A 14,167-nucleotide genomic window follows, 5' to 3' on the forward strand; every position below is an offset into this window, starting at 1 on the left:
GGGTGATCTCAACCGGGCGCACCCGGCGCGAAACCTCTCGGTAACCTGCGGCCGATGGCCGTGACCACGGTCACCACCTCGTCTGCGCTCCGATGAGGAGGTACGGCATGTCCACACCGCGCACCGACCGCAGCCCCTGGAACTGGCTGCTGCTCATCCCGATCGTGGTTCCGCTGCTCACGCCGCTGTACAACTTCGACTCGCCGCGGCTGTTCGGCTTCCCGGCGTTCTACTGGATCCAGTTGTCGTTCATCCTCGTCGGCGTCGCCACGACCTCGATCGTCTACCAGATGACCAGACGCCCGCCGGACCCCGCCCCGGTTCCGCCGCCACCGGCCCCTTCCACTTCGGAGTCGTCGGATGAGTGAGCACATCACCGAGATCGTCATCTTCACGCTGCTGTTCCTGCTGGTCAGCGGCATGGGATTCGTCGCGGCCAAGTGGCGCGCCCCCAAGGACATGGCGCACCTGGACGAGTGGGGCCTCGGCGGCCGCAGCTTCGGCGGCTGGATCACCTGGTTCCTGATCGGCGGCGACCTCTACACGGCGTACACGTTCGTCGCGGTGCCGGCGCTGATGTTCGGCGCCGGGGCGGCCGGCTTCTTCGCGGTGCCCTACACGGTGGTGATCTACCCGCTGTTCTTCCTGGTCCTGATCCGGCTCTGGTCGGTCTCGCACCGGCACGGCTTCGTCACCCCGGCCGACTTCGTCCGCACCCGCTTCGACTCGCCGACGCTGGCGCTGCTGATCGCCATCACCGGCATCGTCGCGACCATGCCGTACATCGCGCTCCAGCTGGTCGGCATCGAGGCCGTGCTCAAGACGATGGGCGTCACCGGCGACAGCCCGCTCGCCCGGCACGCGCCGATCATCCTGGCGTTCGCGATCCTGGCGGCCTACACCTACCAGTCCGGGCTGCGGGCGCCGGCGCTGATCGCCTTCGTCAAGGACACGCTGATCTACATCGTCATCATCGTGGCGGTCCTCTACCTGCCCTACAAGCTGGGCGGCTGGGGCTCGATCTTCGACGCCGCCGACGCGAAGTTCCAGGCGTCACCCGCGCCCGGCGACGGCATCATCCTCAACGCCAACAACCAGCTCCAATACATCACCCTGGCGCTGGGCTCGGCGTTCGCGCTCTTCCTGTACCCGCACAGCATCACCGGCGTGCTGGCCAGCAAGAACCGCAACGTGATCAAGCGGAACATGTCGGCGCTGCCCGCGTACAGCCTGCTGCTCGGCCTGATCGCACTGCTCGGCTTCATGGCGATCTCGGCGGGGGTCAAGCCGCTGCCCGGCGCCAAGGAGGGCACGGTCGACAGCAACACGGTCGTGCCGCTGCTCTTCGACCAGCAGTTCCCGGCCTGGTTCGCGGGCATCGCGTTCGCGGCCATCGGCATCGGCGCGCTGGTGCCGGCGGCGATCATGTCGATCGCGGCGGCGAACCTGTTCACCCGCAACATCTACAAGGAGTACATCCGCAAGGACGCCACCGCGGCGCAGGAGGCCGGCGTCGCCAAGATCGCGTCGCTGGTGGTGAAGCTCGGCGCGGTCGCGTTCATCATCTTCCTGGACCCGCAGTTCTCCATCGACCTGCAACTGATCGGCGGCGTCATCATCCTGCAGACGGCCCCGGCCGTGGCGCTGGGCCTCTACACCCGGTGGCTGCACCGCGGCGGCCTGGTCGCCGGCTGGATCGCCGGCATGAGCATGGGCATGTGGATGCTCTACCAGGTCCCGAACGCGGCGACGGGCCGGGCGCACTTCGGTGGGTCCGCGTTCCCGCTCAGCAAGTTCGGCTTCGACACCCCGAAGACGATCTACGTCGGTTTCGTGGCGGTCGCGGTCAACCTGCTGATCGTCGTGATCGTCACGCTGATTCTGCGGGCGGCGAAGACTCCCGAGGGCGTCGACGGCACGGAGCCGGACGACTACCTCGCCGACGAGGGCGACCCGCGGCTGGAGAAGGCCCGCACCAGCCCGGACGCGATCGCGTCCTCCACCTGACCGGCACGACCCGCTCCGTTTCGCACCGTGGTCCCGGGCGTCCTTCCGGGGCCACGGCCTTTGATTTGTGTTGGTTCGGTCCCGGACGTCCTTCCGGGGCCACGGCCTTTGATTTGTGTTGGTTCGGTCCCGGACGTCCTTCCGGGGCCACGGCCTTTGATTTGTGTTGGTTCGGCCCCGGACGTCCTTCCGGGGCCACGGCCTTTGATTTGTGTTGGTTCGGCCCCGGGCGTCCTTCCGGGGCCAGGCTCACCCGGGGGTCTATCCGGGGCCGCGGCCCTTCAGATACGCGTCCATGTCGCGTGTGAGCCGCTCGAGGGTGATGGCCAGGTCGCGGCGCTGGTCCGGGGTCCAGTCCTTCAACACGATGTCGTAGAGCTCGCGGCGGGCCAGGCTGACCGCGTCGACCTGGCTGAGGCCCTTGGCGGTGGCGGCGATGACGGTGCCGCGGCCGTCGTCGGGATCGGCGCTGCGCGCGACCAGCCCGTCCCGGTGCAGGGCCCCGACCTGCCGGGTCACCGTCGAGCCGTCGAGGTTGAGCCGGTCGGCGACGGCGGAGACGTTCTGCGGGCCGGCCTCCTGAAGGAACCGCAGGATGACGTAGGCGGCCCGGTCCAGGGCCCGGTGCGGACGGGGCGAGGAACGGCGGGTGGCCTCACCCAGCCGCATCAGCATGGCCACCTGGGTCTCGATCGACCCCAGCGCCGCGTCGTCGTCGGCCATCTTCCCTTCCCGGGTCGCTATGTTTTGCTGCATTTTTCCCGCCGATGCTGAAGGCTTCCTGAAAGCCCTGCCTACCTGAACGCCCGCCACATCAGGATGAGCCCGATCGCCGTGCCGAACGTGACGATCAGGACCTTGAGCACCCGGGCCGGCAGCCGCCGGGCCAGCCGCGCACCCGCGTACCCGCCGACGATCGTGGCCGGCGCGAGCGTGAGCACCGCGCCCCAGTGCACCGGCGCGAAGATCGCGAAAACCACGACGGTGACAAGCCCCACGCAGGCGGAGAGCACGTTCTTGAGCGCGTTGATCCGGTTGAGGGTCTCGTCGAGCACCAGGGCGAGCGCGGCGACGTACATGACGCCGAGCGCGGCGCCGAAATACCCGCCGTAGATCGCACCGACGAACACGACCACCTGCAGCGTGACCCGTTTCTCGGAGGTCGACCGCCCGACCAGGGCCTTGAGCCGGTCCTGGAAGAAGAGCGTGGCGGCGGCGCCGAGCACGAGGAACGGAACGACGACCTCGAAGGCCCGCGCGGGGGTGCCGAGCAGCAACGCACAGCCGATCACGGATCCGGCCAGGCTCGCGGGGATGATCGCCCGGAGCCGCCGCCCCTGCCCGGCAAGATCAGCCCGGCTCCCGGCGACGCTGGAGACGTAGCCCGGAAAGACCGCGACGGAGTTCGTGACGTTGGCGTCGACCGCCGGCAGCCCCACCGCGATCAGGCTGGGAAACGTGATCAGGGAACCGCCGCCGGCGATCGCGTTGACCACACCGGCGGCCAGGCCGGCGACGACGAGCAGCAGGATGTGCGCGAAATCCATGATGCCGAAGAATCTACGGCCACGCAGATCCGCCCACCGCCGCCGGCCCGCCCACCCACGCAAGTAAGATGGCGGCGCGACGGACGAGTCGACCGGGCGGTCGCGTCGGCGCTCTCACGAGCGTCACCGAGGAACGTCCGGACTCCACAGAGCAGGGTGGTTGCTAACGGCAACCCGGGGTGACCCGCGGGAAAGTGCCACAGAGAAGAGACCGCCGGCTTCGTGCCGGTAAGGGTGAAACGGTGGGGTAAGAGCCCACCAGCACCCCGGGTGACCGGGGTGGCTCGGTAAACCCCACCCGGAGCAAGGCCAAGCAAGGCCCCCGCCGCGAGGCGGTGGCCGGCGCAGGCATTCGAGGGCTGCTCGCCCGAGTCTGCGGGTAGGCCGCAAGAGCGTGCCGGCAACGGTAGGCCGAGATGGATGACCGTCACCGGCGGCCGCAGGGCCGCCGCGTACAGAATCCGGCGTACAGGTTGGCTCGTCCGTCGCCCTCCTGGTCGGAGCCCTGATGATGGGCTCTGACCAGGCGTTTCCCTGGTCGCTGGTGGTCGTCATTAGTCGACGTTGGTGGGCGTTTGACGGCCCAGAAACGGCCCCAGAGCGCACTCTCACGGCCCGCAGGCGGCCCAGGATCGGCCCGGGGTTGATCGTGGTTTTCACGCGCTGGGCTGTGCAGATGGCGGTTGCGGCATCCCGTCGCGCAAGCTTCGCTCGGCCGGGCCGCGTCTGCCTGGTCCAGGTGGAGCGCCCCGCTGGACGAACGACCTGGACCAGGCAGACGCGGTCTGGTGGCCTTCGGTGTGCGACGGGCCGCTGTCGGCTGGCTGGGCATCCCAGAGTCGCCGGGGTCCAGGGGCGCGTAGCCCCGGCCGCCGGAGGCGTTCTCCGGGTCGTAGGGCCGGAGGCCCTACCCGCCGGAGGCGTAGTAAGCCACAGACTCGCCAGTCAGCGCTTCGCTCAAGTCGCTTGGCCATTGGCCTCTGGCTGGGATGAGGGGACCGACGCGGCGACACTCCGGCGACGCCTCACGAACTTCGTCGCGGCGGTCCCCAGCGAGGTAATGACCAGGACGGCGGGGATGATCCAGATCTTCAGGTGCTCTGGGACCGTCCGGTCTGTGACGACAATGATTACGACAGCGATTCCGATGCCGACTACGGCATTGGCAATGATTCTAAGGACGGGGTGCCGTCCCATGATCTGCTGGCTCATCCGAGCAGGGTACGCGAGCCGTACCAGCGCCGTGCGTCGATCGATCGTCCGGTCGGCGGGGCCGTGAGCAGCACGAACGTCGGACGTCGCCCGATTGAGCGGACGCGCCTCAGGCACGCCGAAATCACGTGACGCCCAGGTCGAGATGATCCGCGCCCTGCGGGTCGCCCGACGCGTCGCGATGAAGGCCCGCATCCAGGCAGGCGGCCAAATCGACGCCCTCATCGTGTCGGCGCCGCAGACACTCCGACAGTCGCTACGGGTGCTGACCGGCAAGCATCGCATCCGTGGCTGCGCCGCTCTTCGACCCGGCCCAGTGAACGATCCGGCCGCAGCCACCAAAGTCGCGTTGCGCAGCCTCGCCCGCCGCTGGTTGGCCCTGCAAGCCGAGATCGACGACTTGGATGTCCATCTGACAGTGTTGGTCGCCGCCGTCGCACCGGAGCTCGTCGCGCTGCCCGGCGTCGGTGTCGACACCGCTGGACAACTGCTCGTCACCGCCGGCGACAACCCCGTCCGACTGCGCTCCGAATCAGCGTTCGCCCGCCTGTGCGGCGCCGCCCCGATCCCGGTCAGCTCCGGACGCACCGACCGGCACCGCCTGCACCGTGGCGGCGACCGCGACGCCAACAGCGCCCTCTGGCGCGTAGTCCTGGTCCGCATGCGCTGCCACCAGCCCACCAAGGATTACGTCGCCCGCCGCACCACCGAAGGCAAGACCAAGACCGAGATCATGCGCTGCCTCAAACGCTACGTCGCCCGCGAGGCGTTTCCCCTGCTGACCGCAGATATACAGCGCACCCACCTATCACCGCCTGAGACCCTTAAGGCGTGCAGGAAGACGATCTCTATCCCGTAACCATCGCTCGGTCTCGTTACGGCGGTATCTACGAGCCCGGCGCTTGGGTGGCCTTTGCGGCTCACCCAGACGAGCTACCGCCCGACTGGCGCGCGGACGACGTCAGCTGCGCTCGCTTCTTCGGCGAGCGAGCCGACGAGATCGGCGGCGGACAGACACCGCAGGCCGCATACGAAGATCTTCTTCGACGCTTTAGGGAACGCCGACAGCGACTACGCCAGACGTGAAGTCCCAGCAGTCCACCATCCCGACCACTTGACGGAAATAGGAGCGTCACGTCCGGAACGCGGCCGTCCGAAACGCGGCCGTTCTCCAGGTATGCAGAAGCGCCAACCCGACGTGCCGCAAGGCTCTCCTCCAGGCGGCGTGCGAGGCGCTCCACGGTCAGTTCCGCCAGCTGTCCTGCGGCGGCAAACGCGTACTCATCGAGCTCGCCGTCGCGGAAACGGATCTGCGCGAGCGTGGCGTCGTCTAGGGTGCCGCCATCGAAGATGAACAGGACCTTGTCGCCCTCGTCCGGATGAGGTGCCCAGTCCACCGCGAGCAGCTTGCCAATCGGTGGCCGGATTCCCAGTTCTTCGTAGACCTCGCGCACGCAGGCGTTGCGGGGGTGACTCGCCCGGCTCGACGTTTCCCCCGGGTCGCGCTCGCGGTCGGCGGTCACCGCTGCATCACCGTCGTGCAGCACTGGCACTGATGGCTACCGCCGTCAGGCCGACGTACAAGGGCGCCCGCAGCTACGCGGGCCTTCGTGAAAGCTGGCGTTTCAGTCTCATGGGTCGAGGTCACGATCGACTGTAGGCAATCAGGAAGCTACGTGCACCCGCTGCGCGAGAGCCGCCAGCTCGAAGCTCGGACGTGTGCGGCTGCGGCGTACCCAGCTCTGGACGAGCCGTCTGCTCAAAGCGTGGTGCCGCACCTGCTCTGGGGCTACCCGCTCGGCGTCGAGCAACGTCGCTAGAGCCGGCCGACGAGCTGATCGACGCTATCCGGGCCATCGACGCGAAGAACGCTGACATGGCTGCGATCTCCGCGCTGCTCACGCCCTGCGGTATCTGGGGGCGTGTGCTTCGCCGGCGGTGTCCGGCATGGGAAAACTCTGACCAATAGTGATTGTTGGATTTGGCGGCGACCCGCGCGGGTGACCTGCAGACTGGAGCGCGTGCCTTCGGCAGGATTGATATTTTCTTCACGATCCACGCAATTGGTGGGTGAGGGGCTCGCGAACGTACTAGAAACGGCCGGCGCATAAAGTCGACAACCATTTCCCCGCTCCGGGTACACGGGCACGATTACCAGCTATGTTCCCTCCCGAATAGTCGGTCGTTTTGCTCCGCCGATCCAATAGCCGCCATTCGCTAGAAATGGCATTCGAGCGGGATCGGGGGCCTTAGGCTGGCCGAGTCCAAAAGCTGTTTGAGGAGAGGAAACACCCATGGTTACTAAACGAACGGTTCGCGCGATCGCCGGTGCCGTCATCGCAACCGCTGTGGCCGCTGTATTCACCACACCGATCTCCACCGCCGCGGCGGCGGGCCGCACAACCGCGACCGACGCAAGGCCGGCCGCCGGCTCCGTCCTCGACGACCTGGAGCCGCGGCCGGACCTCGCCGGCGTGCGGGTGAAGGCACCGAACAAGTCAGAGGTCTACGTCATCGATCCGGAGGGATACCGGCGCTGGATTCCCAGCCCGTCCACCTACGAGTCCCTCTTCCGGAATTGGAGCGACATCCACAGCGACCTGAACACCAGTCAGATCCCGGAACGATCCAAGCTGGACTCCGACGCCTTCCTCGCCAAGTCGCCCAGCGGTAACCAGGTCTATCTGGTCAGTAACGGCCAGAAGCGATGGATTGTGTCCCCGGCCGCGTTTGACAAGTACTGGTTCGCGTGGAACAAGATTCGCGAGGTTCCGGCAACGGCGCTCGACAACGTCCCGACGGGCCCGGAATGGCGCTGAACGCCCGGCACGCCACGGCGCTGAGACTCGACCGGCGCTGACGTCGGGCCATTTCAAGCGGCCTTCTGCCATGCCGGCAGAAGGCCGCAGCTCGTGCCCGTCCCGGATCGAGCACCCCGGCCGGATTCGGGACAAGCCGGATCGGCCGTGAGGGCACGGACGTCCACCCGTTCCCGCCTCAGCCCGCGCGGGTGCCGTTCGGCACGGGGCGTTCGGGCACCGCCAGTACGGGAACGACCTTGTCGGCGTAGCCGATGTCGAACATCTCTCCCTCGGAGATCTCACCCATCATCTTCCGAGGCTCGAGGTTGACGACGAAAAGCGCCTGCAACCCCTCGATCTCCGCCGGATGATCGCGTTCCTTCTTCATTCCGACGAGAATGTTTCGCCTATGGTCACCGAAGTTCACGATGAGACGGACCAACTTGTCGGACTTCTCGACGTCCTCCACTTTCTCGATGGTGCCGACCCGGATATCGATTTTCTCGAGCGTGTCATAGGACATCGTGGGCTTGATCGGCGCCGCCTGGAACTCACCTTGTTCGGTCATCGACTTCTCCTCGCTGCCTGCGACTCACCGGGAGAAAGGGTACCGACGGGGCCTCGTTCGACCGGGTTCGGGCCTTTCGTCCCGAAGAATGATCACATCGGCCGAGCCGCACCTCGGGTGGCCTGACTGCCGAAATAGGCCGTTGTTCGCGCTGGTGACCTGCGCCGTCACGATGAGAATGGCTCCCTGATGATCAGGGCTCGTTCCATGGGGATCGGTTGACCCTCTCGCACTTCCAGGACTGCCTGGTGGCCCAGGGGTCGCCATCGCCGCTGAGCCACGGTGCTCACCTCCCTGGTTGCCCGGACATGTCCAGCCACCGGACGCTCCTCCGAGCGCAGGAGACCCTCGATCACGTCTTGACGATCACCCAGTGTAGGAATCTTGAACCAACAACCTGGGCCACCCGTCAACCATCAACCGGGACAGGAACAGGTACTTCTCCGTCTAGCCCACCTGATCGACGCGATCCGGGTGGTCGAGGTGCGCTACCGTCTGTGGTCGCCAGGCCGGGTGTCACCGCGAGCCGGCCGTCGAACGCGCTGAGGAGGTGCCGTGACGACTGCACGGTCATGGGCAGCCGCGTCGGCATTCGTGCTGTTGCTCGCGGGCTGTGACTCCGGGGACGAAATCGAATTCGGCGATACTTCCAGCCTGAACAAGGGTGAAAGCTTCGAGGAGCTGCGCCAGCAGGCGAGAGCGACGCTGGCTCGCCACGATGAGGCGGCGGCGGGCTCCGTCGGCCCGTCCGACCCGGACTCCACCGTCACGGAGTACGGCATGTCCATCGACTCCGCCGCCGTCGATGCCCGAGGCACCCGCATGACGGTCACGTTCTCCGGATCACCGGGACCGGCGACGGAGCCATGCGGCGCCGACTACGCCGCCGAGCCTGTCGAGTCGGCCAAGGCGGTGGTGGTCATCGTGCTGCAGCAGCCGAACGGCTACGCCGGTCCATGCACCATGATCGCCATGACCCGCAAGGCAACGCTGAACCTTGCGGCACCTCTGGGCAAGCGGGCGGTTCTCGCGATTCGGGGCAGACCGGTGCCGGTCTCCCGCACCGCCGACCCGAAGTAGGCGCCGCAAGAGTGGCGGGAGGCCCACGCCCGACCCGAATTCAGGATTCGTTGTTGAGTTGGCGGACGAGGGATCGAAGCCATGGTCGGGCCCGCGCTGGACAGCGAATTACCCGACCTGGTCGTCGCCTGCGACGATGGCCCGCGCACAACTGGCGTACCGACGAGGGAGTACCCGTGGACGAGGATGAAAGCCTCCGCCGCTTCGGTCTGCATCCGTCCGCAGCCGACCTGGGCGAGATCCGGGGCCTGCTGCGCGCTCAGACGCAGCTCGTCCAGGACGTGCAGGACACCGAGCTGATGAAGCTGTGCTGCGTCCAGTTGTTCAACGCCGGCCACCTCGACGACGTGCTGCCCATCTGGCAGGCCAAGGAGTCGAGCTGGGACGCGCACTGCGCCCTCGATGTCCAGCTGCTCTGCGGCGCGGGCCTCGACGCCGCCAAGGCACACCTGGTCGCCGACGGCTCACCGGCGGCCGCTGAAGCGCTGCGCTACCTGGCCGATTGCGAGGCCGCCGGCGACTTCGACGATTTCTCCGTCGACCGGCAGGCACGCTGGTGGGCCGAGTACTACCTCGACGGCGAGCGGGCCGAAGGGATGGAAACCTAGCCTCAGGCGACGTCGCGGTTGCGGTCGCGGTAGGCGCGGGGGAGACGCTCCCGCGGCGTGCCCGCGACCACGCGGTCGCGTCCCTGGCGTTTGGCGGCGTAAAGGTTGCGGTCGGCGGTGGACAGCGCGGCGGACTGGCTGGGCGGCGAGGTCTCGCCGACTGCGGCCACGCCGATGCTGACGGTGACGGGCAGGTCGCCGGTGAGGTCGTGCCAGCGGTGCGCGCCGACGGCCTGCCGGATGCCGTCGAGGGTGGTGGTCGCGGCGGAGACCGGGGTGGCGGGCAGCACGAGCAGGAACTCCTCGCCGCCGAGGCGGGCGACGAACCCGCGCGGTGCGACCGCGGCCAGGCCGGCGTCCAGCAGTTTGGCGACCTGGACGAGGACCTGGTCGCCGGTGTCGTGGGAGAGCTGGTCGTTGATCCGTTTGAAGTGGTCGATGTCGGCGACGGCCAGGCTCAGGCGGGGGTCCTTGGCGATCAGGGCGGGCAGTTCCTCGTCGACGTAGCGGCGGTTACGCAGCCCGGTCAGCGGGTCGCGGCGGGCCTGCTCGCGGTACCGCTCGGCCTGCTCGCGGGCCTCGGCGGTCTCGAACATCGCCTGCCGGGCCTGTGCCTGGCTCTCCCGCTCCTGCGAGCGCAGGCTCTCCCGGGCGGCGATGAACGTCTTCAGCTCGGCGAACGCCGCGGCGTGGTCGCCGCGGGCGGAATGGAGGTCGGCCTGCTCTTCATGCACCTGTACCAGGATTGCCTGCAGTCCGAGCTCGGCGCACAGCTCACGGCAGGCGTCCAGGCTCTCCTGGGCGCGGCCGTTCTCGCCGAGGCCGCGCAGGGCGCGGGCCAGGGTGAGCCGGTAGTAGACCAGGTCGGCGACGGCCTCGACGTGTCCGGCCTCGTATTGGGCGATGCAGCTCAGCATCGTCTGCTCGGCCTCGGCGTATTCGCCGTTGGCGGCCTGTACCTCGCCGACCGTGTGCAGGGTCGGCGGGTCGAGCTCGAGGCCGTGCGCGTCGGCGTGCTCGATCATCCGGCCGATCACCTCGCGGGCCAGGACTACGTCGCCGCACTCGTACTCGTAGTGCGCCCAGTTGTTGAGCAGGATCGTCAGCAGTTCCCACTGGTGCGCGCCGCGGGCCAGTTCCTCGGCCTGCCGGTAGCGCAGCCGCGCCGTGTCCATCGCGCCGGTGTCGGCCAGCGCGTCGGCCAGCCTGGTGCGATGCCAGATCTGGGTGAACACGGTGGCGGTGTCGTCCAGCAGCTCCACCGCGCTCAGCGAGTGTTCCAGGCGCCTGCCCGAGTCGCCGGAGAGCCGCTGGATCAACGCGCACTGCCCGTGGGCGCGGGCCTCCAGCAGGCGGTCGCCGTGCTCGGCGGCCCACTGCTGTACGTCGTAGATCTCCCGGGCGACCCCCGCGATCTCCCCGGTACGCATGCCCATGCCGGCCCGGCAGAGCCGGGCGCGCATGACCAGGCCCTCGTCGCCGAGCGCAGTGGTCTGCCGTTCCAGCTCGACCGCGGCGGCGAGGCCGGCCGCGGCGTCCGAGACGAACCGCTCCTCCATCGCCAGCAGGTCAGCCGACAATGCCTCGGCGCTCAGCGCGCTACCGTCCATCGGTACACCCCCACCCGTCTCCCATCGGCCCGGGCGCCGTCCCGCTTAGGCGGTAGCCGGCCGTGCGCCGGTCCGCCGCACGGATATTCGTTTTGATCCGGTGGGATCATGCCGCCATGAACAAGATCCCCACGGTGTTCCGCCGTGACCCGGACAACCGCCGGCGCGTCCTGGCCGAGGCCGATCCCGCCTGCCAGTGGGTGCTCGACGGCGAGGGCACGCCGACGCGGAAGTACGACGGCACCTGCGTGATGCTCGACGAGGACGGCACCTGGTGGGCGCGGCGCGAGGTCCGGCCGGGCCGGACGCGGCCGCCCGGCTATCGGCCGGTGACGACGGACGAGGTCACGGGCAAGACACAGGGCTGGGAGCCGATCGGGCAGTCGGCGTACGCGGCGTGCCACGTCGAGGCGCTCGGGACCGCCGTCGGGCGGCTGAGCCCCGGCACCTACGAGCTGATCGGTCCGAAGATCAACGGAAACCCCGAGGGCGTACCCGGCCATGATCTCGTACGGCACGACGACGCCGAGCGGCTTGACGTGCCCCGCGACCTCGAGGGCCTGCGCGACTGGCTACTGGCCCACCCCCGGTACGAGGGCATCGTGTGGCACCACCCGGACGGCCGGCGGGCCAAGGTGAAGCACCGCGACTTCGCCTGAGCCGGGAAGCCGGACAGCCCCGACGGAAGGCCCGTGCGGCTGCGGCATTACCTCCTCGACGACCGGCAAAGCTGACACCATTTGCACGAAATACCGGGTACGGCCGACCGGAGGCCACCGAGAATCAGCGGGAAACTGGCGGGGTAGAAACCGGACAGCCCGGCTGCGCTGACGGCCGTCGGGCCGATCGCCGGACAGGGGCGCCCCGGATGACACCTCGACCAGACGCTCGCCGCATGGTTTCCCGCCGTACCGCCCTCGCGGTTCAGGGCCCGCAACGGCCGCCGAGCAGGCCTGCCGGTCCGCAGCGGCCATCGGCTCGATGGCGCCTATTCCGGCCGCCCGGCGAACCGCACGCCCGGTCGCGTAGTGGCGCGGCAATGCGTCCGGTCGCCGGTTCCGGAGGACGTTCGACCCGGTGATCGGCTCGCATGTCGGTCCCCGAAGTGAACAATCGCCGTCGGTATTGACCGCGGGGCCCGGATCGTTTGTCGGCATACGTTTCGAAGGGCTGAATGAATGGTTTACGAGGCATTGGACCATCGAAAGCGCCGATGATCGGAATCGGGCCACGGGTACTTGACTTCCTGTGGGAGCCTTGCCGCCGCCGCGGGGGCGGTGTGCCATCTTCGCGGGACCGGCGGCGCGGGCACCGTCCGATTTGGACGTATGGCCGGGTCGCGAGGCCGGCGACGCCCGCGGTGTCCCGACGGGATGGCGTCACGACTACTCAACGGTGCCGCGCCAGCCCTGCCTGGGAATCTCTCGCCGTGGTGATATTCGCAGGTGGACGGCGTTGTCCAGAGGGGAGTATCGGATTGAGTACACTGCTCTGCTGACCTGCCGTCAACAGGGGCCACACTGTGAGTATCCGCTCGGAGCACTTTGGTTGACGTGCAAGTTGCACACTCATAGTGTCTGGAGGGTGACGGCTAGTGTGTGCTGGGCGATGTGCCAGCACGGTCGCGCCACGGTATGTCTGTCGACCATCCGGCCGTAGGGAGATCTTGGTGAGTGTCGTGATCGGCATCAACGGTTTCGGTCGGATCGGGCGGAGCGTTATGCGCATCATCGGTGCCGATTCCGACGCCGGAATCACGGTGGCCGCCATTAACGACATTGCTCCGGTAGACAGATTGGCATACGCGCTGAAACGCGACAGTCTGCGCGGCCGATTCACCGGAACGGTCGCCGCCGGTGCCGGTCAGTTGATTGTTAACAGCCGTCCGATATGGGCGTTCAGCGAGTCGCAGCCGGGCCGCATTCCGTGGGCCGAGGCGGGCGTCGACGTGGTCATCGAGGCCACCGGCCGGTTCCGCGACGGCGGCAGCGCGCGCGGCCACATCACCGGGGGCGGTGCCCGCAAGGTCGTCATCAGCGCCTCGGCGGACGACCCGGACGCCGTGCTGGTCTACGGCGCCAACCACGAGCGGTACGACCCGCTCCTGCACCACGTCATCTCGCCGGCCTCCTGCGGGGTGAACGCGCTGTCGGTGCTGGCGAAGGTGCTGCTCGGGCGGTTCGGCCTGCGCTCGGTGCACACCTCGGTGGTGCTGGCGATGCAGGGCTGGCAGAAGGCGCAGGACGCCGTGACCGGCTCATCGCGCGAGGACCCCCGGCTGGGCCGGGCCACCGCCGAGAGCATCATCCCGCACAACCACGTCGCCGGTGACCTGCTCAGCGTCGCGTTACCGGAGCTGGGCAAGGTGCGCTACAGCTACTACTGCGTGCCGACGCCGATCGGCTCGCTCGCCGAGCTGACGGGTTTCACCGACCGTGCGGTCAGCCGCGAGGAGGTCAACCGGGCCATGGCCGAGGCCGCGGCCGGCTACCTGGCCGGCGTCCTCGACTACGACCCGGATCCCACGGTCTCCATCGACGTCCGCGACAACCCGGCGTCCTGCCTCTTCGACCCGTCCGGCACCCAGACGAGCGCCGACGGCGGCGTGCAGGTGCGCGGCTGGTTCGACAACGAGTGGGGGTTTTCGCACCGCCTGCTGGATCTGGCGCGCCTGGTGGGGGAACGTGAGGCCGTGCCGGTGGGCGCCCCCTACCGGTTCGGCGTCGTGTAGAAC

General features: G+C 68.3%; 14 protein-coding genes and 1 other RNA gene. 9 read left to right on the forward strand and 6 right to left on the reverse strand.

Translation table 11 applies throughout. The features are described 5' to 3' along the window. Positions 1-107: 107 nt before the first annotated feature. The gene (locus AB0B58_RS04935; RefSeq protein ID WP_360217656.1) at positions 108-368 is read left to right on the forward strand and encodes a DUF3311 domain-containing protein; all 261 of its coding nucleotides are present in this window, start codon (positions 108-110) and stop codon (positions 366-368) included. Then, a complete protein-coding gene (gene mctP / locus AB0B58_RS04940) occupies positions 361-2,007 on the forward strand; it encodes a monocarboxylate uptake permease MctP (RefSeq protein WP_360217659.1) in 1,647 nt (548 codons plus the stop codon). The genes AB0B58_RS04935 and mctP overlap by 8 nt, the downstream gene beginning before the upstream one ends. Positions 2,008-2,268: 261 nt before the next feature. On the opposite strand, the gene AB0B58_RS04945 is transcribed toward mctP, so the two are convergent. Together AB0B58_RS04945 and AB0B58_RS04950 are read right to left on the reverse strand one after the other, a co-directional pair. After that, positions 2,269-2,730, reverse strand: a complete 462-nt coding sequence (locus AB0B58_RS04945; RefSeq protein ID WP_360217662.1) for a MarR family transcriptional regulator — start codon at positions 2,728-2,730, stop codon at positions 2,269-2,271. 71 nt (positions 2,731-2,801) lie between these two features. Beyond that, complete coding sequence (locus AB0B58_RS04950; RefSeq protein ID WP_360217665.1) at positions 2,802-3,554, reverse strand: sulfite exporter TauE/SafE family protein; 753 nt, start codon at positions 3,552-3,554, stop codon at positions 2,802-2,804. Positions 3,555-3,638: 84 nt separating this feature from the next. Between AB0B58_RS04950 and rnpB the strand changes: the two genes are divergently transcribed. Then, positions 3,639-4,039, forward strand: an RNA gene (gene rnpB / locus AB0B58_RS04955) — RNase P RNA component class A. A 472-nt stretch (positions 4,040-4,511) separates the two neighbouring features. Here rnpB and AB0B58_RS04960 read toward each other — a convergent pair. Beyond that, a complete protein-coding gene (locus AB0B58_RS04960) occupies positions 4,512-4,766 on the reverse strand; it encodes a hypothetical protein (RefSeq protein ID WP_360217668.1) in 255 nt (84 codons plus the stop codon). A gap of 94 nt (positions 4,767-4,860) precedes the next feature. Between AB0B58_RS04960 and AB0B58_RS04965 the strand changes: the two genes are divergently transcribed. Beyond that, a complete protein-coding gene (locus tag AB0B58_RS04965; protein WP_360217671.1) occupies positions 4,861-5,625 on the forward strand; it encodes an IS110 family transposase in 765 nt (254 codons plus the stop codon). Positions 5,626-5,686: 61 nt separating this feature from the next. Here the strand turns inward: AB0B58_RS04965 and AB0B58_RS04970 are convergent, their stop codons facing one another. Beyond that, positions 5,687-6,289 carry an NUDIX hydrolase gene (locus AB0B58_RS04970; protein WP_360217674.1) on the reverse strand — a complete coding sequence of 201 codons (603 nt, stop codon included), beginning with the start codon at positions 6,287-6,289 and terminating at the stop codon, positions 5,687-5,689. Positions 6,290-7,114: 825 nt separating this feature from the next. Here AB0B58_RS04970 and AB0B58_RS04975 point away from each other — a divergent pair. Next, the gene (locus AB0B58_RS04975; protein WP_360217677.1) at positions 7,115-7,585 is read left to right on the forward strand and encodes a hypothetical protein; all 471 of its coding nucleotides are present in this window, start codon (positions 7,115-7,117) and stop codon (positions 7,583-7,585) included. Between the two features lie 178 nt (positions 7,586-7,763). Here the strand turns inward: AB0B58_RS04975 and AB0B58_RS04980 are convergent, their stop codons facing one another. After that, the gene (locus tag AB0B58_RS04980) at positions 7,764-8,135 is read right to left on the reverse strand and encodes a hypothetical protein (RefSeq protein ID WP_360217680.1); all 372 of its coding nucleotides are present in this window, start codon (positions 8,133-8,135) and stop codon (positions 7,764-7,766) included. Positions 8,136-8,690: 555 nt separating this feature from the next. Here AB0B58_RS04980 and AB0B58_RS04985 point away from each other — a divergent pair. Then, on the forward strand, positions 8,691-9,215 hold the full coding sequence (locus AB0B58_RS04985; RefSeq protein WP_360217683.1) for a hypothetical protein: 525 nt from the start codon (positions 8,691-8,693) through the stop codon (positions 9,213-9,215). 176 nt (positions 9,216-9,391) lie between these two features. Then, positions 9,392-9,823, forward strand: coding sequence for a hypothetical protein (locus AB0B58_RS04990; protein WP_360217686.1), 432 nt, complete (start codon positions 9,392-9,394; stop codon positions 9,821-9,823). A 2-nt stretch (positions 9,824-9,825) separates the two neighbouring features. On the opposite strand, the gene AB0B58_RS04995 is transcribed toward AB0B58_RS04990, so the two are convergent. Then, entirely contained in the window at positions 9,826-11,433 is a 1,608-nt protein-coding gene (locus AB0B58_RS04995; RefSeq protein WP_360217689.1) for a GGDEF domain-containing protein, read from the reverse strand. Between the two features lie 116 nt (positions 11,434-11,549). Here AB0B58_RS04995 and AB0B58_RS05000 point away from each other — a divergent pair, with 116 nt between their 5' ends. Both AB0B58_RS05000 and AB0B58_RS05005 read left to right on the forward strand, forming a co-directional pair. Next, a complete protein-coding gene (locus AB0B58_RS05000) occupies positions 11,550-12,092 on the forward strand; it encodes a DUF5565 family protein (protein WP_360217692.1) in 543 nt (180 codons plus the stop codon). Between the two features lie 1,019 nt (positions 12,093-13,111). Then, positions 13,112-14,164: a glyceraldehyde 3-phosphate dehydrogenase NAD-binding domain-containing protein gene (locus tag AB0B58_RS05005; RefSeq protein WP_360218690.1), complete on the forward strand. Its 1,053-nt coding sequence runs from the start codon at positions 13,112-13,114 to the stop codon at positions 14,162-14,164. Positions 14,165-14,167: the final 3 nt, after the last annotated feature.

The sequence above is a fragment of the Actinoplanes sp. NPDC049118 genome (genome assembly GCF_040648555.1).
Lineage (GTDB): Bacteria > Actinomycetota > Actinomycetes > Mycobacteriales > Micromonosporaceae > Actinoplanes.